We start from the raw sequence: 20,524 nt of genomic DNA, 5'->3' as shown, positions 1-20,524 counted from the left end.
CGTACCGACGTTCGTTGGGGTGGCCGACCGCCACGTCGACACGCCGTCCGCGAAAATAACTATATAAAATTTTCGTCCGTTTATGCCGCTGCGGTCGGGTGAGGTCGGATTCGGGCGGGAAGAGAGCTCTATCGCCGCCGTTAATCCAGATTGATCGGTGTTGATCCGGGATCGAGATGTGGTTTATATATGGAGTTGCGGCCGGTAGAGAGGGGTACGATGAGACAGCCAGACCGACACACGACAGTTCGCGTGGCGACCGACCGCTCGGCGCGGCCGACGGGGGGTTCGCGATGAAGCGCGCGCTCCTCGCGCTCGCGACGGCGCTACTGGTCGTGACCGCGGGCTGTGCGGCCACGCCCGGGACGGGGACGCCGTCCGCCGACGGTGACGGCACCGGCGACGGCGCCACGGACGGGGGCACCGACGACACGTCGGCGGACGCGGGCACCGTCAACTTCTACGTGAGCGACGAGCCCAACGACATGGACGACTTCGAACACCTGAACGTCACGATCACGACGGTCAGGTTCCACCTGGTCGACGCCGCCAACGGCTCGTCGGACGGGAACACGTCCGTCGCGAACGCGACGGCGACACCCGTCAACGAGACGGCGACGGCCAACGGAACGGCGACGCCCGCGAACGGCACGGTGGCCGACGAGGAGGACGACGCTGACGACGAGGACGAGCGAGAGGACGACAAGCGCGAAGAGGAGGAGATGGACGACGATGACGACGAGAGCGGGGACGGCCGCTGGGTCACCCGCGACGTGAACGCGACGAGCGTCGACCTCTCGCAGCTCCGCGGCGCGAACGCGACGCTGCTGGAGCAGTTCGACCTCCCCGCGGGCGAGTACGACAAGGTCCACATGGAGGTCGGCGACATCAACGCGACCCTGAAGAACGGCGAGGATCAGCGAGTCAAGCTCCCCAGCGAGAAACTCCAGCTCAACTCGGAGTTCACCGTCGAGAACGGCTCCGAGGTCGACTTCGTCTACGACGTGTCCGTCCACAAGGCCGGCAACAGCGGGAAGTACATCCTCAAGCCGGTCGTCAGCGAGTCGGGCACCGAGGTCGACATCGAGCGCGTCGACGATGACGACGACGAGCGGTCCATCCAGGCCGCCTTCGACGGCAACGTCACCGCCGGCGAGAACGTCACCGTGGTCGTGACCGAGAACGGGACGGCGCTCGCGAACGCGACGGTTAGCGTCGACGACGGCGCGACCGGCGCGACCGACGCCGACGGTGAGTACGTCGTGTCCGTCCCGAGCGACGCCGAGGAGCTCGAAGTCGAGGTCGAGGACGGCGACGCCGAGGCCGAACTCGAAGCCGAGTTCGAGGAAGGCGACGACGATGACGATGACGGGGACGGACCCGGTGAAGGTGCCGGGGACGGCGGGGACGACTGACGCCGCGACGACAGCAGCGAACGGCGCCCGCGGTCAGTTCTCGCGGTCAGTTTCCGGTTTCGTCCGTGCGGTCAGTTCTCGCCCGGGCGGCCAGTTCAGTTCTCGTCCGCGCACGGCACGTCGCGCTCGGTGACTTCCACCGTGCGCGAGGCCGTGGCGACGGTGGTGTTCTCGGTCGTGACGGTCGCGCGGACGGGAACGGTGTCGCCGCCGTCCAGCGACGGCGGCCGGTCGGCGGTCCGCAGGAGGACCAGCCGCTCGGAGCCGCCCGTCGAGAGCGTGACGGTGTGGGTCTCGACGAGCGCCCCGCCGTCGACGGAGACGTTCACGCGGAACGACGGCTCGGGCGGCCCGTCGTCGCGGAGGGGGCGTTCGACGACGAGCGACCCGCTCAGCCCGGCGTCGCCCGGCATCGGTCCCCGGTCGTTGCAGGTGACGACCCCGTCGGAGTCGGGGTAGGGATGCTCGGACTGGTTGCCGACCGCCACCCGCGGTTCGAACGTCGAGACGGTCGCGTTCGCGGGGCGGTCCTCCGAGGTGAGCGCCGACAGCGCGACGGTCGCGCCGCCGACGACGGCGAACATGAGGACGATCCCCGCGATGGCGAAGCGGCGCATACGTCGCCCGTGGCGCGGACCCGATATGTGTCTTGTCACCGACGGGTCGGGATGCGACTGCGACCGGGGCGTCCGAGCGCACCGATCCTCCGGTGCGGAGCGGCCCGGTCGGCGGGATCCGCCGCGAGTGTCCGCGAGCGCCGTGCGGGCGGGGATCGCACCTTCGGAACTGTTTTAGGCGCCGCTGGGCCAACTAGCAACGAATGAGCGACCTCGAACAGGAGTATCGACTCGACTACTTCGAGGAGCACGGCTTCCACCGGAAGGAGTGCTCCGAGTGTGGGGCCCACTTCTGGACGCTCGACGGGGACCGGGCGACCTGCGGCGAGCCGCCATGCGAAGAGTACGGCTTCATCGACGACCCCGGCTTCGACGAGGAGATGTCCCTCGAGGAGACCCGCGAGACCTTCCTCTCCTTCTTCGAGGAACGGGGTCACGAGCGCATCGACCCCTACCCGGTCGCGGCCAACCGCTGGCGCGACGACGTCCTCCTCACCCAGGCCTCTATCTACGACTTCCAGCCGCACGTCACCAGCGGCGAGTCCCCGCCGCCCGCGAACCCGCTGGTCGTCTCGCAACCGTGTATCCGCATGCAGGACATCGACAACGTCGGCAAGACCGGCCGCCACACGATGGCCTTCGAGATGGGCGGCCACCACGCGTTCAACGCCGACGAGGGCACCGACTACGCCTACGAGGGCGAGGTCTACTGGAAGGACCAGTGCGTCGAGCACTGCGTCGACCTGCTCGACGACGTGGGCGCCGACGTGGAGGACCTGACGCTCATCGAGGACCCCTGGGTCGGCGGCGGCAACGCCGGCCCCGCCTTCGAGGTCATCTACCGCGGACTCGAACTCGCGACGCTCGTGTTCATGCAGTTCGAGCAGGATCCGGAAGGGGACATCGAGATGAAAGACGGCAACACGTACAGTCAGATGGACCGCCGGGTCATCGACACCGGCTACGGCATCGAGCGCTGGACGTGGATGTCCCAGGGCACCCCCACCGTCTACGAGGCCGTCTACCCCGAGACCATCGACTTCCTGAAGGACAACGCCGGCCTGGACTACTCCGAGCGCGAGGCGGAGATCGTCCACCGCGCCGCGAAGCTCGCGGGCCACATGGACATCGACGAGGCCGAGGACATGGAGTCGGCCCGCGACAACATCGCCGACCAGCTCGACGTGAGTACGGGCGAACTCACCGACCTGCTCGAACCCCTCGAAGACATCTACGCCATCGCCGACCACTGCCGGACGCTCGCGTACATGCTCGGGGACAACATCGTCCCCTCGAACGTCGGCACGGGCTATCTCGCCCGGATGGTCCTCCGGCGCACCAAGCGCCTCGTCGACAACGTCGGCGTCGACGCGCCGCTGGACGAGCTCGTCGACATGCAGGCCGAGCGGCTGGGCTACGAGAACCGCGACACGATACGGGACATCGTCCGCACCGAGGTCGAGAAGTACCGCGAGACGCTCGACCAGGGCGGCCGCCGCGTCCGCCGGCTCGCCGACGACTACGCGAGCAAGGGCGAACCCATCCCGGTCGGCGAACTCATCGAGCTGTACGACTCCCACGGCATCCAGCCGGACATGGTCGAGGAGATCGCCGCCGAGAAGGGCGTCGATGTGGAGACGCCGGACGACTTCTACGCGCTCGTGGCCGAACGCCACGGCGGCGGCCAGGCCTTCGAGGAGGAAGAGGGTCGCCCCTACGAGGACCGGCTGGAGGAACTTCCGGACACCGACCGCCTCTACTACGAGGACCAGCAGCGCACGGAGTTCGAGGCCGTCGTCCTGGAGGTCTTCGAGCGCGAGGACGAGGGCTACGACGTGGTGTTGGACCAGACGATGTTCTACCCCGAGGGCGGTGGCCAGCCGCCGGACCACGGGACGCTGTCGACCGACGACGCGACCGCGGAGGTCTCGGACGTGCAGATCGTCGACGGGGTCATCGTCCACACGACGGACGAGGACCCCGGGAAAGGCGAGTTCGTCCGCGGCCAGATCGACGGCACGCGGCGCCGCCGGCTGATGGCCCACCACACCGCGACGCACATCGTCATCCACAGCGCCCGGCAGGTGCTCGGCGAGCACGTCCGCCAGGCCGGCGCCCAGAAGGGCACCGAGTCCTCCCGGATCGACGTGAGCCACTACGAGTCGGTCTCCCGCGAGGAGGTCAAGGAGATCGAGCACCGCGCCAACGACATCGTCCGCTCGAACGGGCCGGTCAAACAGGAGTGGCCCGACCGCCACGAGGCCGAGGACGAACACGGCTTCGACCTCTACCAGGGCGGGATCCCCGCCGGCGAGAACATCCGGCTCATCCACGTCGCCGAGGACGTGCAGGCCTGCGGGGGCACCCACGTCGCCCGCACCGGCGACATCGGGACGATCAAGATCCTCGGCACCGAGCGCGTCCAGGACGGCGTCATCCGCATCGAGTTCGCCGCCGGCGACGCCGCCGTCCAGGCCACCCAGGACACCGAGGACGCCCTCTACGAGGCCGCCGACGTGCTCGACGTGGCCCCCGAGGAAGTGCCCGAGACGGCCGAGCGGTTCTTCACCGAGTGGAAGGAGCGCGGCAAGACCATCGAGGGGCTCAAGGAGGAACTCGCCGAGGTCCGCGCGGCGGGGTCGGGCGACGGCGAGGAGGTCGCGGTCGGCGACGAGACGGCCGTCGTCCAGCGCCTCGACGGCGACATGGACGAACTGCGCGCCACGGCGAACGCCCTCGTCGAGGAAGGGAAGATCGCAGTGCTCGGCTCCGGCCGCGACGGCGCGACGTTCGTCGTCGCCGTCCCCGACGGCTCGGCGGTCAACGCCGGCGAGGTCGTGAGCCAGCTGGCGCGGAAGGTCGGCGGCGGCGGCGGCGGCCCGCCCGACTTCGCCCAGGGCGGCGGCCCCGACGCCGAGGGCCTCGACGACGCGCTGGACGAGGCGCCCGACGTGCTCCAGCAGGTCGCGAACGTCTGAGTCCCGACGCGACTTTCTGCCGAATCAGTCGTTTTCCCGCCGAACCGGCCAGAATCGGCTGTATCGCCCGATAGTCTGTGTCCCGTATCACATCCCCCAGCTCGTCCTGCGCGTGCTGGAGCTGCTTGACGCCTGATCCGCGCACTCCCGACCTGCCATCGGCAGACTGAAATGACAGTATGAATAACACTTCTCTGTGAGTCCGACGCGACTCCGCAAGGCGGTCGGTAACTGGCGACACTGGTGGGACCTGGCGGAGGTCGCGTTCGCAGGCTGGTTGCTCGTCGTGTTGCTCGGCGGTCCGGACGCCGTCGGACGACTGACCGGACTGGGGGCGATAACGCCGGTTCTCGAACTCGCCGCGAACTGGGGATTTCAGGCCGCGCTCGCGTCCGTATTCGTCGGCTTCGCGCTCCTCCACCTCCGGCAGGAGAGCGATTCGGCCGACCGATCAGACTCCGCGGATGACAACGAAGTGGGTTCTATCCGCCGCTGACCGGCGGAAAGAGGGCGAGTTCGTCGCCATCGTCGACCGGCGTCTCGAAGCCCTCCGCCTCGGCGAACGGGTCCCGGCCCTCGTGGAGCAGGCGGACGTGGTCGTAGAGGTCGCCCTCGTCGTCCAGCACTTCGGATTCGAGGTCGGGATGCGTATCGAGGAGCGCGTCGAAGGCGTCGCCGACGGTCTCGGCGCCGGACTCGACCGCGATCTCGGTGTCGCCGGCCGTCTCGGCGAGCGTGGCGAACAGTCGCCAGTGCATACACGAGGGAGGGCGCCGACCCCCAAAGAGCGTTCCGCACTGCGGCGAGGAGCGACCCGAACGGGTTCGCTACTCGTCGTCCTCGCGGCGCTGGTCGAGCGCGACCGTCCAGTCGCTGTCGTCCGATCCCCCGCTGTCCTCACCGTCGTCGCCGTCGGGCTCCCCGTCGCCGTCCGGGCCGGTCACCCCCTCGCCGTCGTCCGATCCGGTCGCGTCGTCCGGCGGCTCGTCGGGGCTCGGCTCGGCGAGGGGCTCCCAGTCGTCGCCGACGGCCTCGTCGGCGTCGCCGGTCCCGTCCTCGTCCCCGGGCGCGTCGCGTTCGTCGTCCGAATCGGCGTCGTCAGCCGACGAGTCCGGCACGTCGCCGACCGCCTCGTCGGCCCCGGTCAGCTCGTCCACGTCGGTCCCCGGGAGGTCGGCCAGGTCCTCGCGCGTCGGCTCCGCGGGCGGTTCGTCCGGTCCGTCGTCGGGTCCGGGACCCGCGTCCTCGGACCCGGCGTCGTCGACGGCCGTGGTCTCGTCGACGGCCCCGGTCTCCTCGCCGCTCGGGTCACCGTTCGACTGCCCGTCGCGCTCGTCGGCTTCGAGCGCCTCGATGCCGGGGGCGTCGGCGTCGGCGAGCGGGTCGGCGGCCGATTCGGCGGGCGGCGTCTCCCCGTCCGCGCCCGCGTCGGACCCCGCCGGCGCCGCTTCCGACGGTGTCCCGGCCCCGTCGGGCCCGTCGCCGGTCGACGCCTCGCCGACCGTCCGCCCGGGGTCGACCTGCTCGTCGGGGGACAGCGCCGCGCCGGTGGCGGCGGGCCCCGCCGGAGCGGGGCCGTCGCGGGGCCTCGCGGCCGCTTCGACCTTTCGGATGGCCTCGGGCGCGGCGACCACGTAGACGGCGTCGCCGGCGGCGAGCGCGCGGTCGCGGCCGGGCAGCGGTTCGACCGGGCCCGACTCGGGGCGGACGGCCACGACGGTCACGTCGAGGGCGCCGACGGGCTGGCCGGCCAGGTCGCTCCCGGCGGCGACGGTGACGGCGGCCATCGTCTCGTCGGCGGCCCGGAGCACCGACGCGAACTCCCGGTCCGGGCGCGTCTCGACGGGGAGGGTCACCAGCTTGTAGCCCGCCTCGGCGTCGAGCTTGCGGGTGTCGGCGGCGTCGATGGCCAGCGTCGCCACGTCGTCGACGGTCCCGCGCAGTTCCGCGGTGACGACCCGCTCGAAGGGGTCCGTGCGCCACACCTGGACGAGGTCGCCGGCGCTGGCGGCGAACGCGGGGTCGGCCTTCACGGCGACGGCGGCGGTCTCCGGCGGGAGCGTCGGGCCGATACCGGCCGCCCGCGAGCCGACGGCGAGGTACTCGACGGTCCCGTCGTCGGCGAGTTCGACGTCGACGTGGCCGACCGCGTAGTCGGCCTTCAGCCGGGTGACGAGGCGGTCGCGCAGCTCCTCGACGGTCAGCCGGCGGGGGAAGACGAACGTCTTGCCGGCGAGCTTCTCCTTCGTCTCGGCGGGCACGGGGTCGTAGCCGACGATGTCGTCGACCTCTTCGGGGAGCTCGACGCTGATGACGCGGCCGACGGCCTGGACGACGCGGCTGACCTCCGTCTCGACGGCCCGTTCCCCGGTGGCGACGGCCACGTCCGACCCGACGCGGTCGCCCGCGTCGGCGCCCGCGCGGGTCGCCGCGAGGGCGACGAGGAATGTGACGACGTGGAACAGGACCCCCGCCTGGTCGAGGGGGTCGCCGCTCCCGTCCGGCGCGATGACCTCCCCGAGCGCCTGGTTGGTGTTGAGGACGACCGCGACGGCGCTGAGTCCGAACAGCGCGGGGAGCTCGCCGGGGACGCGCTCGCGGACGTACCAGCGATAGAGGAGCGCGACGGCCGCCGCCACGCCCGCGGCGAGGACGGCGAACGCGAGCACGCGTACCGCGTTCGTCAGCGCCCGCTCGGTGAGCGAGCCGCTCTGGGCGACGGCCGCGGTCGCGAGGTCGACGGGTCCGGCGCCGAGAGCGACCGCGGCGTCGACGAGCGTCGCGAGTCCGGGCCCGGCCGCGGGGAGCGCGAACCCGGGGCCGACGACCGCGGCGACGCCGCTCACGCGACCGCCTCCCGGAAGGCGTCGAGTTCGCCGCGGGTCCCGACGGCGAACACCTCGTCGCCGGCCGACAGCGTCGTCGACCCCTTCGGCGCGACGACCCAGCCGCTCGCGCCCCGCACCGCCATCACGGCGACGCCGTAGGCGCTCCGGACGTTCGCCTCGCCGACGGTGGCCCCGTCGAGCGGCCCGCCGGCGCCGACGGTCACCCGGCCGAAGCGCCGGCCCGCCCGCCGGAGCAGGCTGAGCAGTTCGTACTCCCGGCGGACGCCCCGGGACTCGACGACCACGCGGGCGCGGTCGGCCTTCAGCAGCGGCTCGGCGTCCGTCCGCGTGACCGCGACCGTGACCCGCCCCTCGCCGCCGGTCGTCGTCGGCGCCCGTACCGGCTGGGGGACGCCCTCCGCCTCGTCGTCGCCGTCCTCGTCGTCGTCGGCGCCGGCCGCCTCCGGGTCGGGCCCGGCGGCGGCCGTCGCGGTCTGGGTCTTCGCGCTGACGACCGTCCCGCGGACCTGGGCGTCCGGGGTGATGAGCGTCACCTCGTCGTTGCGGGCGACGCCCGTCGGGACGAGGGCGTTCACCGAGACCGCCCGTTTCCCGTCGGGGACCCGCTTGGAGAGCCCGGAGAACGGGGGCGCGGCGACGACGGCGGCCCGCCCGCGCTCGTCGACGGTGACGGCGGCGTCGCCGAGGTCGTACTCGGTCTTCAGGCGCTCGGCCAGCCGCGCTTCGAGCTCCGAGATGCGCAGGTCCGCGGGGAAGGTCCACTCGCTGTCGCGGATCTCCGCGCGGAGGTCGTCCGGGAGCGGGGGGTAGCCCTCCATGTCGGCCACCTCGCCGACGACGCGGACCCGCGCCTCGTCGCGGCCGGCCAGCGCCCCGCGCACGTCCGCGGCGAGCGTCCGCTCGCGCAGCTGCTTCAGCGACAGCCGCTTGGGGAAGGTCGCGCCCATCTGGTCGCCGCGGCTGTGGGCGTACAGCGAGATCATCAGGACGACGAGGATGGCGGTCGTGATCGTCACGGCGTTGGCCGACTGGGTGATCGTCGGGTCGGCGAGCGCGAGCAGCCCCCCGTTGACCCCCGCCAGCGCGACCGCGAGGACGACCACACCGAATCCGGGGATCGTGACGCCGGTGAAGTACTTGAAGACGAACCCCAGCGACCACGCGACCAGGCCCGGGATGATCCCCGTCAGGATACCGAGATAGATACCGAAGAGTAGCTCGACCGGGAACGATGCCATGACCGGGTGTGACGGTAGCCTCTCGTAAACCCCTATCGGCGCCCGCCGCGGCCGCCGGCCGGACTTCCGCCCGCGGTGACACGACCCGTCGCGGGTCGGTGGGATTTTAGCCGCTCGGCCGCCTCGAAGTGGGTATGGACGCGAGGCGGCTGGTGGGCCATCCGCGGGCGGTGTTCGTCGGGACCCGGGCAGCCGTCTGGCTGCCGACCGTCGTCGCCATCCTCTCCTTTGCCACCGGCGTCGCCAACATCAGCGCGACCGAGGTCAACCCGCTCATCGAGACCTACATCCAGATCCCCCGCGAGGTGCAGCGCGCGGCGGGCTTCACCGGCGCGCTGACCGGCTTCCTGATGCTGCTGAGCGCCTGGGGGATGCGTCGACGGCTGCGCGCGGCGTGGTTCTCGACGGTCGTCCTCCTGCCGGTGACTGCCCTCCAGGGGCTGGCCCAGTCGAGCCGCTACTCGCTGCCGCTGATCGCCCTGTCGCTGCTCTCGCTGCCGACGGTGCTGGTCAACTACCGGCGGTTCGACCGCCGGGCGGACCTCTCGACGACGCAGCTGGCCGCGGCCGCCGCGCTGTCGGGGACGCTCGTCTACGGCACCGCCGGCGCCTACCAGCTCCGCGAGGAGTTCAACAACCTGGGGACGCTGACCGACGCGCTGTACTACACCATCGTCACCGCCAGCACCGTCGGCTACGGCGACGTGACGCCCGCGAGCCAGCAGGCGAAGCTGTTCGGGATGTCTGTCCTCGTGCTCGGCGTCGCCAGTTTCACCGTCGCGCTGGGGTCGCTGCTGGGCCCCGCCATCGAAGCCCGTCTCTCCCAAGCACTCGGTACCATGAACGAATCCGACCTGGAACTCCTGGACGACCACGTCGTCGTCCTGGGCTACGGCGACCTGACCGAACCGCTGCTCGAAGAGCTCTCGACCGCCGCCGAGTTCGTCGTCATCACGCCCGACAGCGAACTGGCGGCCTCGCTGCGGACGCGGGACCTCCACGTCGTCGTCGGCGACCCCAGCGACGAGGACCCCCAGAAGCAGGCCGGGATCGAACACGCCCGCGCGGTCATCGCCGCGACCAACGACGACGCCCAGGACGCCCTGTCGATCCTCACCGCCCGGCAGTTCCACCCCGACGCCCGCATCGTCGCCGCCGCGACCGACCGCGAGAACACCGAGAAGCTCCGACGGGCCGGCGCCGACGCCGTCATCAGCCCCGCCGTCATCGGCGGCCACCTCCTCGTCGAGTCCGCGCTCGGCGACACCGACATGGAGGGGCTCGCCGAGCGGTTGCTCGACGTGGACTCCGGGGACGACCCGTCCGGCGCCGACTGACGCCGGGAGCGGCGCCGGGCACCGTACCGCCGGTCGCGCGGCCGCCAGTCGACCCCGCCGCCGCGGGGCCGCTCACGACCGGTCGACGATCGCCACGTCGGTATCCAGGTGCTGGATGCGCTCGAACGTCGGCGGCGAGACCAGCCGCGAGGCCGCCGAGCGGTCGGTGCTGGCGCCCATGAACACCAGGTCGAAGTCGTCGGCGTTGTCGGCGAGGTAGCGCTCGATGGACTCGGTGGCCACCCGGGTCTCGAAGCCGCCGTCGAACGGCTCGACCAGGTCCGCGAGCATCGCCTCGGCGCGGCGGCGCTCCCGGTCGCTCGACACGCACGAACAGACGCTGATCCGCCCGGAGCGCCCGACCAGCCGGCGGGCGAAGTCGAGCATGCTGTGGGCCACGTCGCTGGCCCGGCGGACCGGCACCAGCGCGCGCTTCCAGCGGGTCCGGCCGGCCGCCGAGCGGTGGACGACCACGTCGATCTCGCCGCGGAACAGGTCGTAGACGTAGGGGGTCAGCGCGCCGTGGCGCTGCTCGTAGGCCGTCGCGACCAGGTCGCAGCCGGTCTCGCGGGCGGTCCCGAGGACGGTGGCCGCCGGCGACCGGCCGCCCACGGCGACGACCACCTGGCAGGGGACCCCCACCCGCGTCTCGATCTCGTCCGCGCGCGCCTCGAGGTGGGTGGCCGCCTGGGCGACCGCCCGCTCCTCGGCGTGGTCGTCGAGCCCGGCGTCGTCGACCGCGCGGTCGGGCCCGTCCCCGGTCCCGCCGGCGTCCCCGCTCTCCGGGTCGGCGTCGCCGCGGTGGTCACGGCCGTCGTCCGGGACCGGGGCGCCGTCGTCGTGCCCTCCGCGGCCGCCGTCGGTCGCGACCCGGCGGTCGGCCCGCCGGCCGTCGTCGAGCAGGTCGCGCTCGGCGCTGGCGACGGCCTCGTCGTCGACCACGTCCAGCAGGACGACCTTCCCGGCGTCGTGGGCGGCCGCGAGGCGGGCGCCGAACATGGCCGTCGCGTCGGGGTTCTCCCCGCGCATCGGGACGAGGACGTGGTCGTCGCCGTGGGTCGACTCGTAGAGGAACTGGGCGCGCCGGTCGTAGAACTGTTCGCGCCAGGCGACGAACACCAGCGCGACGACGCTGCTCGCCAGCAGCACCGACAGCGCGAACACCAGCTCGTGGCCCGGCCGGACGAGCAGCCCCAGCAGCGCCGTCGAGTAGGCCGACGGCTCCTCGACGTCGAGCGCCCAGGTGCTCGCTCCGGCGAGGAAGACGGCGACGGCGGCCTCGAACGCGCCGACGGTCAGCCCGCCGGGGGCGCTCGCGCCGGCCCCCGCCGCCCCCACCCCGAGCGCCGACCCCAGCGCCAGCGCGGCCCAGCCACAGAGCGACCCGACCGTCAGCCCCGCGACGAACCGCGCCGGCGAGGCGTACTTCCCCTCCGGGTTCGCGAACAGCGTGTACGTGCCCGACGCCAGCGGCGGGAAGAGCAGGAACGAGAGCCGGTCGATGCTGTTGAACAGCAGCGTCACGACGGCGATCAGCAGCGGGACGAACACCAGCACCGACAGGTGGACGAGGTTGCTCGTCCGCTCGACCCAGCGGCGGAAGGCCCGCAGCTCCCGCCGTTCGAGCCGCCGGAGCCGCGCGACCGCCGCGTAGATCCGGTCGCCGAACGGCCCGCGCATGCCCGCCACTATCCCGCCCCGACACAAAAAGTGTCGTCCGGCGGTCGTCGACCCGGGACCGTTCGTCCCTCGCGGAGCCGGCCACTCAGAGCCGCGTGGCGGCCTCCAGCGAGATGCGGATCGCGCGCTCGACGTTGTCCTTCGCCTTCTCGGGCAGTTCGTCGTCGTCGGTCTCGCCCTTCTGGGTGCCCTCGACGAGGTTGCCGTCGACGGTGCAGATGGCGCCGGCGCGCAGCCCCTTCCGCCGGGCGAGCGTGAAGACGGCGGCCGCCTCCATCTCGACGGCCAGCAGGCCCGCCTGCTCCCAGTCGTCGACGTACTCGTCGGTCTCGGCGTAGAAGGCGTCGTCCGTCGCGATGGGGCCGACGTGAACCGACTCGCCTCGCTCCTCCGCGCTGCGGACGAGCGTGTCCAGCGTGTCGTAGTCGGCGACCGCCGGATATTCGACGTCCTCGTAGCGCTTCGTCGTCCCCTCGTTCTTGGCGGCGCCCGTCGCGACGACCATGTCGCCGATCTCGATGTCCGACTGGAGCGCGCCCGTCGTCCCGACCCGGACGAACGTCTCGACGCCGACGTTGGCGAGTTCCTCGACGGCGATGGTCGCCGACGGGCAGCCGATCCCCGTCGAACAGACCGTCAGGTCCCGTCCCTCGTAGGTCGCGTTGACCAGTTTGTACTCGCGGTTCTCGGCCACGTGCTCGACGTTCTCGCAGTGGCCGGCGATGCGCTCGACGCGCCCGGGGTCGCCCGGGATCAGCGCGATGTCGTGTACGTCGCCCTCCTCGACCAGCAGGTGCGGCTGTTTCGCCATGGCCGACCCTGGGACCGGCGACGGCAAAACGGTACCCGTTCCGGCCGCTCGCGCCGCCGCCGGCTCCCGAGCGCTCCCGTGCGATGGGTATCCCTCCGGAGCCGGACGGGGGTGCGTTTCGGCAGCGATCCGAGGGCCGAAAACCGCGGGAGTGCGGCGGGATTCGACCCGAAACGAGGGGGTTCGCTGGCGCGGGAGGGCTCGACCCGAAGCGGGGGTGTCGAGCGAGGGGCGCTCAGATCGCGGGGCCGATCAGGAACAGGAAGAGGTTGTTGGCGGCGGGACCCATGCCGACGGCGGCGACGAAGGCGAACAGGACGTTGCCCTGCGTGGGCTCCTCCTCGACGAGGTCGGCCAGCAGGACGACGATGCCGGCGGCGACGACGAGTTTGACGACCGCGAACAGCCACCCCTTGCCGATGTAGGGGTAGGTGGGGAGCGTCTCGGCGAAGTCCATGATCCGGCGGGGGATCGGGGTGCGCTCGCCGGTGCCGACCACGTCGACGCCGATGGCTGTCGAGAAGCCGTCGAGCGCGTGGGCGAACACGACCAGCGGGCCGGCGACGCCCGCGCGGTCGACCGCGGCCGTCCACTTGAGCGCGACCAGGTAGTAGACGGGCGCGGTGAGCACGGCGGCGCCGAGGAACCCGAGCGGGAGCCACACCAGCGCGGTCGTCGAGTCGACGCGCCCGGCGGCGAAGGCGTAGGCCAGGACCGTCAGCGCGAGCACGAGCGCCCCGCCGACGATCCCGAGGTAGCGGGCGATCGGGGCGGGGTCGTCGAGCATCTGGGCGCGGACGACCGCGGGGAGCCAGACGCCGGCGGCGAGGACGAACGTCGTCACGTACACCGCGGGCGCGGCGAAGAAGGGTTCGAGCGGGTCGAGGATCAGCCCGGCCTGGTACAGCGCGTGGAAGGCGCCCCCGGCGACCATCCACGGCGAGAGCGCGAGGACTTGCCGGGCGGTGACCGGCGGGTCCAGCAGGTAGAGCGCGGCGACCGCCGCCACCGACAGGACCGCCAGCGTGATCGCGTACGGCAGCGGCGGGACCACGAGCCCGCTCGGGAGGATCTGCATACCCTGTGGCGCGGCGTCGACCGACGAAAGGGTTGCGGTCGCATGGATGTCGTCCGACCGTGGGGTTCCGGCCGGGATGCGCGGAAGACCGGGAGGGCGACCGCCGACGCGACCGCCCCCGCGGCTCGCCGCGGCCGATCCGGGCGGGCTTTAGTGGTGGGGGTGCGAGGAGTGAGCCATGACCACGGACGCGGCGGACGTGACGGGCCGCATCGAGCACACGGTCCTCGGGCCGGAGACGACGCCGGACGACGTGATCGCCGTGCTCGACGCCGCCATCGAGTACGGCCTGCGCGCCTGCATCCCCCCGTGTTACCTCGAACTCGCCGACGGCTACGCGCCGACGGTGCCGCTGTCGACCGTCGTGGGCTTCCCCCACGGCCAGCACACGACCGCGACGAAGGCCGCCGAGGCCGAGGACGCCTGGGAGGCCGGCGCCGACGAACTCGACGTGGTGATCAACGTCGGTCGCCTGCGGGCGGGCGAGGACGACGCCGTCGCCGACGAGATCGAGGAGGTCGTCGCGGCCGTCCCGGTCCCGGTGAAGGTGATCGTCGAGACGCCGCTGCTGACCGAGGAGGAGAAGCGCCGCGCCGCGGAGTGCGCCCTCGAAGCGGACGCCGACTACCTCAAGACCGCGACCGGCTTCTCGGAGGGCGGGGCGACCGTCCCCGACGTGGAACTGCTCGCCGAGTACCTGCCCGTGAAGGCCTCCGGCGGCGTGGGGTCGTGGGCCGAGATGGAGGCGATGCTCGACGCCGGCGCCGAGCGGATCGGGGCGTCGAGCGGGGACGCCATCGCCCGGGAGTTCCTCGACCAGCACGACACCGCCGAGCGGTCGGACGTGAGCGGCTGGGACGATTAGGCCGGTCGACGAACGCGAGGGCCGCCTGGTCACCCTGATCCGTCGCGCTTTTGGCCGCGAGCGCCAAGAGTGGAGTAACGCGATGGCCCGCTATCACATCGAGACCTACGGCTGCACGGCCAACCGGGGTGAGAGCCGCCAGATCGAGCGGTCGCTCCGCGACGGCGGCCACCACCCCGCCGACGGCCCCGAGGAGGCCGACGTGGCGATCCTCAACACCTGCACCGTGGTCGAGAAGACGGAGCGCAACATGCTCCGGCGGGCCGAGGAACTGGACCGCGAGACCCCCGCGGACCTCGTCGTGACTGGCTGTATGGCCCTCGCGCAGGGCGAGGAGTTCGAACAGGCCGACGTGGACGCCGAGGTACTCCACTGGGACGAGGTCCCCGAGTACGTCCGCAACGGCGAGTGCCCGACGACGACGCCCGACACCGAACCGGTACTGGACGGCGTCGTCGGCATCCTCCCCATCGCGCGGGGCTGTATGAGCGACTGCTCGTACTGCATCACCAAGCACGCCACCGGAAAGATCGACTCCCCCTCCGTCGAGGAGAACCTGGAGAAGGCCCGCGCCCTGGTCCACGCCGGCGCGAAGGAGATCCGCATCACCGGCCAGGACACCGGCGTCTACGGCTGGGACGAGGGCGAGCGGAAACTGCACGTCCTGCTCGACCGCATCTGCTCGGAGATAGAGGGTGAGTTCCGGGTGCGGGTGGGCATGGCCAACCCCAAGGGCGTCCACGGCATCCGCGAGGAACTCGCGGAAGTGTTCGCCGAGCACGACGAGCTGTACAACTTCCTGCACGCGCCGGTCCAGTCGGGCAGCGACGACGTGCTCGGCGACATGCGCCGCCAGCACCAGGTCTCCGAGTACGTCGAGGTCGTCGAGACCTTCGACGAGCACCTCGACGAGTGGACCCTCTCGACGGACTTCATCGTCGGGTTCCCCACCGAGACCGACCGCGACTTCGAGCAGTCGATGGCCCTGTTGCGCGAGACCCGCCCGGAGAAGATCAACGTCACGCGCTTCTCGAAGCGGCCGGGCACCGACGCCGCCGACATGAAGGGGCTCGGGGGGACGGTCAAGAAGGAGCGCTCGAAGGCGATGTCGGAACTCAAGATGGACGTGATGGAGGGGGTCTACGAGTCGATGGTCGGCGACGTACGGTCGGTGCTGCTGACCGAGGACGGCACCGACGACTCGCTCGTGGGCTACGACCGCGCCTACCGGCAGGTGGCCGTCCCCGACGCGCAGAACCAGGGCGCGGCGCTGGGCGACACCGTGGACGTGGAGGTCACGGGCCACAACACCGTCTACGCGCTGGGCGAGCTGGCGTAGGCGACTCCCACCGGTCGCCGACCCGCGGGTTCGCCGCCGGTGGGGGACCGCCTTCGGGCCCGCGGCGGACGTGTGTGAGGATACGGATGAACACCGGGATTCAATTATCTCTCTCACCTGTGATACTTGTGAACGATTCCGGAGGGCAGCCGTCTGACCGGGAGACCGTCGTCACTGCGGCCGGCGACACACACCTGGAGCTGGCGGAGAACCACCTCAGACGGGCGCTGGACGCGGAAGAGGAGTCGCGGCGAACGTTCCACATCCGGTCGGCGCTACAGTCGGTCGTGATCGAAGCCGAGCGCGAGGACGACTGACGAGGCGGGCGCGGGTCCGCCGCGGACCGGGCGCCGGGCGCGTCGTCGACATCGGTCGCGCCCCGCCTCACCACTCGGGGAAGTACCGCCCGTGGAAGCCGAACGGGACGGCGTGGGGCAGCGGCGCCCGCGCCCGCTCCGCCAGCGTCTCGCCGTCGAGCACCAGGAGGTCGGTCCGGGACTCGGTCGTGTTCAGCGCGGTTACCAGCACGACCCCTTCGTCGCCCGGCCGCTCGGCGTCGGGCGCGCGGACGAAGACCGGTTCCTCCACGAACACACCCGACTCCTCCCACCGCCGGGACTCGCCCGACCGCATGTCGACCTTCGCGACGTGGTTGCCGTCGCGCTCGGCGGCCCCCTGCGCGTAGGCGTAGCGGTACGGCTTCGTCCGGTCGCCCGGGGCGACCCGCGGGAGTTCCAGCCCCTCGTACAGCGACTCGCTCGTCACCGGACGACCGTCGAGCGGGACCCTGAACCGCCGGAGGTGGCCGTCCCGCCCGCTCTCGAACCAGTCGGCCGCCTCGGCGAGGTACAGCCCCTCGACCACGTCGGCGTCCGGGTACGCGACGAGGTCGACGACGAGCGCGTCGGCGCCGCCGGCCGCCCCGCCGGTCGCGGCGTCGCTCGCCGCGTCCTCCGGTCCGGCCTCGAAGGCGTTGACGTGGTGGAAGACGAACCAGGCGTCGGTCGTGCGGGTCGCGACCACCTCGCCGGTGTCGCGGTCGACGACGCGAAAGCGGGTCCCGCGCTCGGGTTCCCAGTCGTAGTTGTCGACGAAGCTGTCCGACCCCGGCAAGAGGAAGGAAGCGGGGTTCGTGACGAACGGGTGTTCCGTGAGGACGACGTACCGCTCGGTCAGCGCGAAGCTGTGGACGTAGGCGGGGTCGTCGGCCGGCAGCGTCGCGATCTGCTCGCGGGAGCGCGAGCCGTCGGGGAGCCGGTAGAGCGTGTACTCGCTGGGCCGGCCGAAGGTGGTGAGGAGGCCGACCGTCTCGCCGCGGTGGGGGTCGGGGACGACGTGCGCGCAGTTGACGTGGCCGGTCAGCGCGTCGGCGAAGGCGAACTCGCCGACGGTCGCCAGCGACTCGGGGTCGACCGAGCGAAAGCGGGGGACCTCGGTCATCGCGACCAGCGAGTCGTCGACGCGGGCGACGTGGACGTTGCAGTTGTCCGTCGGTTCGCCGAACAGGAGTTGCCGGACGCGACGGAGGTAGCCGCCACCGGTGGCGAACTGGCCCGCGATCTCGCCGGTCGCCATCGCGCGGCGGTAGGTCTCCGAGCGCAGCGCCCGGTTGGTGTAGCGGACCGCGTCGGAACTTCCCTCGAAGGCGAACCGGTGGAGCATCGCCAGGCCGTCGAACCAGTGGGCGACGCGGTCGCCGCCGACCTCGAAGATCGCCGGCCCGTTGCGGACCAGCGCGCCGTCGAGCCACTCTGGGAGGGAGCCTTCGACCGCGAGCGAGCGGTCGGCCACCTCGTCGTCGAGCGTCGAGAACCCCAGTTCGAAGCCGGCCTCCATCGACATACCCGCCCGTTGGGCGGCCAGGGGTGAGTGGCTGGCGGTGGGGTCCCCGGGGCTACTCCTGCTGGGAGCGCCAGCGGTCGTCGGCGAGCTGGTCGACCTCCTCGTCGGGCTTCCACTCGTCGAGTTCCCGGGGGTCGACGTGGACGAACACGTCGTCGACCTCCGGAAGCTCGCGGATCGAGTCGACGACGGCCGACTCGATGTCGTGGGCCTCGTGGAGCGTCCGCTCGCCCTCGACCTCGATGTGCAGCGACACGTCGATCTCAGGGCCGACGTAGTGGGCGATCACGTCGTGGGCGCCCTCCACGTCCGGGTGTTCGAGCGCCCGGCGGAGTATCTCCCGGCGCAGCTCCTCCGGCGGGGCGCGACCCAGCAGGTAGCCGAGGTTGTCGCGGACGACCTCGACCCCGGTGTAGACGATGCCGACGGCGACGACGATGGCGGCCAGCGGGTCCAGCACCGGGTAGCCGACCCCGGCGCCGAGGACGCCGACGATGGCCGCGCTCGCGGTCAGGATGTCGTTGCGGTTGTCGACGGCGGTGGCGGTCAGCGCCGGCGAGTTGTGCCGGTCGGCCGCGGCGAGGACGTACCGGTAGAGGGCGAACTTCGCGACGGCGGCGACGGCCAGCACCGCGACCGCCGTCGGGCCGCGGGAGACGGCCACGTCGCCCGACAGCAGTGCCGTCGCCGACTGGTAGAGGACCGTGCCGCCGGCGACGAAGATGCCCAGCGCGACGAACAGCCCGACGAACGGCTCGATGCGCTCGTGGCCGTGGGGGTGTTCGAAGTCCGGCGGCCGCGTGGTGAGATAGAGCCCCGCCACCGTGACCAGCGAGTAGACGGCGTCCGAGGCGCTGTTGACCGCCTCGGACTGGACGGCGAGGCTCCCCGTCGCGAACCACGCGCCGCCCTTCAGCAGCGCGAGGGCGACATTGGCCCCGAGCAGCAGCAGGCCCACCCGCCGGAGCACCCGCGGCCGGTCGTCTGTCATCGTCGGTGGTTGCCCCCGGCGGGTCAAAGCGGTGTCGGGACGGGCACCGACCGATGCGGCCGCCGAGCGGGGCTCAGTCCCGCTCGATCGGTCGCGCCCGCGCCGTCTCCGCGACGTAGACCAGCCCGTCGAAGTATTCGGGAAGGCGATAGCTGGCGTTCGCACTGTCGGGTTCGCCGTCGGCGTCGTAGACGGCCCCGAGCGAGCGGACCGACCGCTCGTCGTCGAACCACGCCGCGAGGCGCTCGTCGTCGGTCGCCCCGTCGAAGTCGAGGAACAGGCACGACTCCCCGACCGCCGCGAACAGCCGGGTCGCGGCGTCCGCGGGCGGCGGGTCGAGCGAGCAGACCGCCAGCTCGTGGCCGTCGTCGGTCTCGACCATCGCCTGGAACTCGCCGCCGCCGAAGTCGAAGCCGACGGCGTAGTAGTCGTCGCCGTGACGGTCCGCGAGGTGGCTCCCCATCGACGGCGCCTCGCCCCACTGCATCCGGCGGGGGCCGCGCTGGAGGTGACCGTCGTGCGCCCACACGGCGACGCGGTCGTGCGGTTCGTGGTCGAGCATCCACGCCACGTTGTCGGCCATCGCGCGGTCGCGGCGCGTGGCCATCGTCGCCACGTCGTCGTCGTGTTCGGCCGCGTTGACGCCGACGGCCTGGTCGAGCGTCCGGAGGTGGCGGCGGTGCAGCGCGACGGCGTCGTCGCTCCGTTCGTCGAACCACGTCCCGAGCGCGTCGACCGCCGCCTCGGCGTCGGCCACTCGCTCGTCGGCGGGCTCGTCCGGGTCGTCGGCCTTCAGTCCCTCGTCGGCCAGCATCGAGAGGGTGTCCCGGTGCTCGTCCGGCCACTCGGCGTCGCGGCCGTCGAAGAAGTCGAGGAGCGCCCCCGCCGGTCCGGCCGTGAACTGCGCGTCGACGCCGTAGAACCGCACCCGGTCCTCGACCGGGCGGCCGTCGTTGAACTCGCGGAGCCACTCGACGAGCGCGAGCACTTCCTCGGTGTCCCACGTCCAGAAGTAGATCCCGTCGAGCGCGTCTCTCGGGTCGCCGCGGCCGTGGACGACGTACTCGTCGATGGCGAGCGTCTCGGCGAAGTTGGCCTCCAGCGCGAACAGCCGGTAGTCGAGTCTCTCGACGAGCAAACGGAGGAGTCGGTGTTTCAGCCGGAAGAACTCCCGCGTCCCGTGGGTCGCCTCGCCGAGGCCGACCACGCGGGCGTCGCGCAATCGCTCGACGAGCGGGTCGAGGTCCGCCAGGTCTGCGGCGGGATCGGTCGTCTCCAGCGCGTGCGTCCGCTCACGGAGGCGGTCGGCGAGAGCGACCAGCCCATCGTCGGTGGGCGGCCAGTCCGCGTCTGCGTCCGTCTCGGTCGTCGTGCGTTCGCCTGTCGATGCGTCGGTCGCTGTCGTGTCGTCCGTCATGGCACAGTCCTCTCTGTTCGGTTTGCGAGCGGGGCGAAGTCGGGAGTCGGCTCACGTGCGACGGACG

The 20,524-nt window shown here is 71.9% G+C and carries 17 protein-coding genes; 7 read left to right on the top strand and 10 right to left on the bottom strand.

Features of this window, described 5'->3' with window-relative positions:
• Positions 1-293: 293 nt before the first annotated feature.
• Complete coding sequence (locus E3328_RS14090; protein ID WP_135365265.1) at positions 294-1,415, top strand: DUF4382 domain-containing protein; 1,122 nt, start codon at positions 294-296, stop codon at positions 1,413-1,415.
• Positions 1,416-1,510: 95 nt separating this feature from the next.
• Here E3328_RS14090 and E3328_RS14085 read toward each other — a convergent pair whose 3' ends face one another.
• Entirely contained in the window at positions 1,511-2,032 is a 522-nt protein-coding gene (locus E3328_RS14085) for a hypothetical protein (protein WP_135365264.1), read from the bottom strand.
• Positions 2,033-2,235: 203 nt separating this feature from the next.
• Between E3328_RS14085 and alaS the strand changes: the two genes are divergently transcribed.
• A complete protein-coding gene (gene alaS, locus E3328_RS14080; protein WP_135365263.1) occupies positions 2,236-5,010 on the top strand; it encodes an alanine--tRNA ligase in 2,775 nt (924 codons plus the stop codon).
• A gap of 196 nt (positions 5,011-5,206) precedes the next feature.
• Entirely contained in the window at positions 5,207-5,506 is a 300-nt protein-coding gene (locus tag E3328_RS14075; RefSeq protein WP_135365262.1) for a hypothetical protein, read from the top strand.
• Here the strand turns inward: E3328_RS14075 and E3328_RS14070 are convergent.
• The 3 genes from E3328_RS14070 to E3328_RS14060 form a co-directional block, all read right to left on the bottom strand.
• A complete protein-coding gene (locus E3328_RS14070; RefSeq protein WP_135365261.1) occupies positions 5,493-5,768 on the bottom strand; it encodes a ubiquitin-like small modifier protein 1 in 276 nt (91 codons plus the stop codon). The genes E3328_RS14075 and E3328_RS14070 overlap by 14 nt on opposite strands.
• Positions 5,769-5,837: 69 nt before the next feature.
• Positions 5,838-7,856: a DUF8167 domain-containing protein gene (locus tag E3328_RS22060; RefSeq protein WP_209452207.1), complete on the bottom strand. Its 2,019-nt coding sequence runs from the start codon at positions 7,854-7,856 to the stop codon at positions 5,838-5,840.
• A complete protein-coding gene (locus E3328_RS14060) occupies positions 7,853-9,097 on the bottom strand; it encodes a potassium channel family protein (protein WP_135365260.1) in 1,245 nt (414 codons plus the stop codon). Before E3328_RS14060 ends, E3328_RS22060 begins: the two co-directional genes overlap by 4 nt.
• Positions 9,098-9,231: 134 nt before the next feature.
• Between E3328_RS14060 and E3328_RS14055 the strand changes: the two genes are divergently transcribed.
• Positions 9,232-10,434: an NAD-binding protein gene (locus tag E3328_RS14055; protein WP_209452206.1), complete on the top strand. Its 1,203-nt coding sequence runs from the start codon at positions 9,232-9,234 to the stop codon at positions 10,432-10,434.
• A 72-nt stretch (positions 10,435-10,506) separates the two neighbouring features.
• Here E3328_RS14055 and E3328_RS14050 read toward each other — a convergent pair whose 3' ends face one another.
• From E3328_RS14050 to E3328_RS14040, 3 genes are all read right to left on the bottom strand, one after another.
• Positions 10,507-12,114: an HPP family protein gene (locus E3328_RS14050; RefSeq protein ID WP_135365259.1), complete on the bottom strand. Its 1,608-nt coding sequence runs from the start codon at positions 12,112-12,114 to the stop codon at positions 10,507-10,509.
• A gap of 85 nt (positions 12,115-12,199) precedes the next feature.
• The gene (locus E3328_RS14045; RefSeq protein ID WP_135365258.1) at positions 12,200-12,925 is read right to left on the bottom strand and encodes a guanosine phosphorylase; all 726 of its coding nucleotides are present in this window, start codon (positions 12,923-12,925) and stop codon (positions 12,200-12,202) included.
• A 235-nt stretch (positions 12,926-13,160) separates the two neighbouring features.
• On the bottom strand, positions 13,161-14,003 hold the full coding sequence (locus E3328_RS14040) for a DUF63 family protein (RefSeq protein ID WP_135365257.1): 843 nt from the start codon (positions 14,001-14,003) through the stop codon (positions 13,161-13,163).
• 178 nt (positions 14,004-14,181) lie between these two features.
• Here E3328_RS14040 and deoC point away from each other — a divergent pair, with 178 nt between their 5' ends.
• The 3 genes from deoC (at position 14,182) to E3328_RS14025 (ending at position 16,524) form a co-directional block, all read left to right on the top strand.
• Positions 14,182-14,868, top strand: a complete 687-nt coding sequence (gene deoC / locus E3328_RS14035) for a deoxyribose-phosphate aldolase (RefSeq protein WP_135365256.1) — start codon at positions 14,182-14,184, stop codon at positions 14,866-14,868.
• An 82-nt stretch (positions 14,869-14,950) separates the two neighbouring features.
• Positions 14,951-16,207: a tRNA (N(6)-L-threonylcarbamoyladenosine(37)-C(2))-methylthiotransferase gene (locus tag E3328_RS14030; RefSeq protein WP_135365255.1), complete on the top strand. Its 1,257-nt coding sequence runs from the start codon at positions 14,951-14,953 to the stop codon at positions 16,205-16,207.
• A gap of 128 nt (positions 16,208-16,335) precedes the next feature.
• The gene (locus E3328_RS14025; RefSeq protein ID WP_135365254.1) at positions 16,336-16,524 is read left to right on the top strand and encodes a hypothetical protein; all 189 of its coding nucleotides are present in this window, start codon (positions 16,336-16,338) and stop codon (positions 16,522-16,524) included.
• Positions 16,525-16,591: 67 nt separating this feature from the next.
• Here E3328_RS14025 and E3328_RS14020 read toward each other — a convergent pair whose 3' ends face one another.
• From E3328_RS14020 to E3328_RS14010, 3 genes are all read right to left on the bottom strand, one after another.
• Positions 16,592-18,049, bottom strand: a complete 1,458-nt coding sequence (locus E3328_RS14020) for a carotenoid oxygenase family protein (RefSeq protein ID WP_209452205.1) — start codon at positions 18,047-18,049, stop codon at positions 16,592-16,594.
• A 52-nt stretch (positions 18,050-18,101) separates the two neighbouring features.
• The gene (locus E3328_RS14015; protein ID WP_135365253.1) at positions 18,102-19,040 is read right to left on the bottom strand and encodes a cation diffusion facilitator family transporter; all 939 of its coding nucleotides are present in this window, start codon (positions 19,038-19,040) and stop codon (positions 18,102-18,104) included.
• Positions 19,041-19,113: 73 nt separating this feature from the next.
• Positions 19,114-20,457 carry an erythromycin esterase family protein gene (locus E3328_RS14010; RefSeq protein ID WP_135365252.1) on the bottom strand — a complete coding sequence of 448 codons (1,344 nt, stop codon included), beginning with the start codon at positions 20,455-20,457 and terminating at the stop codon, positions 19,114-19,116.
• Positions 20,458-20,524: the final 67 nt, after the last annotated feature.

This window comes from Halosimplex halophilum (assembly GCF_004698125.1).
Lineage (GTDB): Archaea > Halobacteriota > Halobacteria > Halobacteriales > Haloarculaceae > Halosimplex > Halosimplex halophilum.
This window is presented reverse-complemented; position numbering and strand designations above follow the sequence as displayed.

Coding starts and splice junctions, on each gene's coding strand:
- E3328_RS14090 (WP_135365265.1), top strand. CDS start 294: ATGAAGCGCGCGCTCCTCGCGCTCGCGACGGCGCTACTGGTCGTGACC.
- E3328_RS14085 (WP_135365264.1), bottom strand. CDS start 2,032: ATGCGCCGCTTCGCCATCGCGGGGATCGTCCTCATGTTCGCCGTCGTC.
- alaS (WP_135365263.1), top strand. CDS start 2,236: ATGAGCGACCTCGAACAGGAGTATCGACTCGACTACTTCGAGGAGCAC.
- E3328_RS14070 (WP_135365261.1), bottom strand. CDS start 5,768: ATGCACTGGCGACTGTTCGCCACGCTCGCCGAGACGGCCGGCGACACC.
- E3328_RS14060 (WP_135365260.1), bottom strand. CDS start 9,097: ATGGCATCGTTCCCGGTCGAGCTACTCTTCGGTATCTATCTCGGTATC.
- E3328_RS14055 (WP_209452206.1), top strand. CDS start 9,232: ATGGACGCGAGGCGGCTGGTGGGCCATCCGCGGGCGGTGTTCGTCGGG.
- E3328_RS14050 (WP_135365259.1), bottom strand. CDS start 12,114: ATGCGCGGGCCGTTCGGCGACCGGATCTACGCGGCGGTCGCGCGGCTC.
- E3328_RS14045 (WP_135365258.1), bottom strand. CDS start 12,925: ATGGCGAAACAGCCGCACCTGCTGGTCGAGGAGGGCGACGTACACGAC.
- E3328_RS14040 (WP_135365257.1), bottom strand. CDS start 14,003: ATGCAGATCCTCCCGAGCGGGCTCGTGGTCCCGCCGCTGCCGTACGCG.
- deoC (WP_135365256.1), top strand. CDS start 14,182: ATGACCACGGACGCGGCGGACGTGACGGGCCGCATCGAGCACACGGTC.
- E3328_RS14030 (WP_135365255.1), top strand. CDS start 14,951: ATGGCCCGCTATCACATCGAGACCTACGGCTGCACGGCCAACCGGGGT.
- E3328_RS14020 (WP_209452205.1), bottom strand. CDS start 18,049: ATGTCGATGGAGGCCGGCTTCGAACTGGGGTTCTCGACGCTCGACGAC.
- E3328_RS14015 (WP_135365253.1), bottom strand. CDS start 19,040: ATGACAGACGACCGGCCGCGGGTGCTCCGGCGGGTGGGCCTGCTGCTG.
- E3328_RS14010 (WP_135365252.1), bottom strand. CDS start 20,457: ATGACGGACGACACGACAGCGACCGACGCATCGACAGGCGAACGCACG.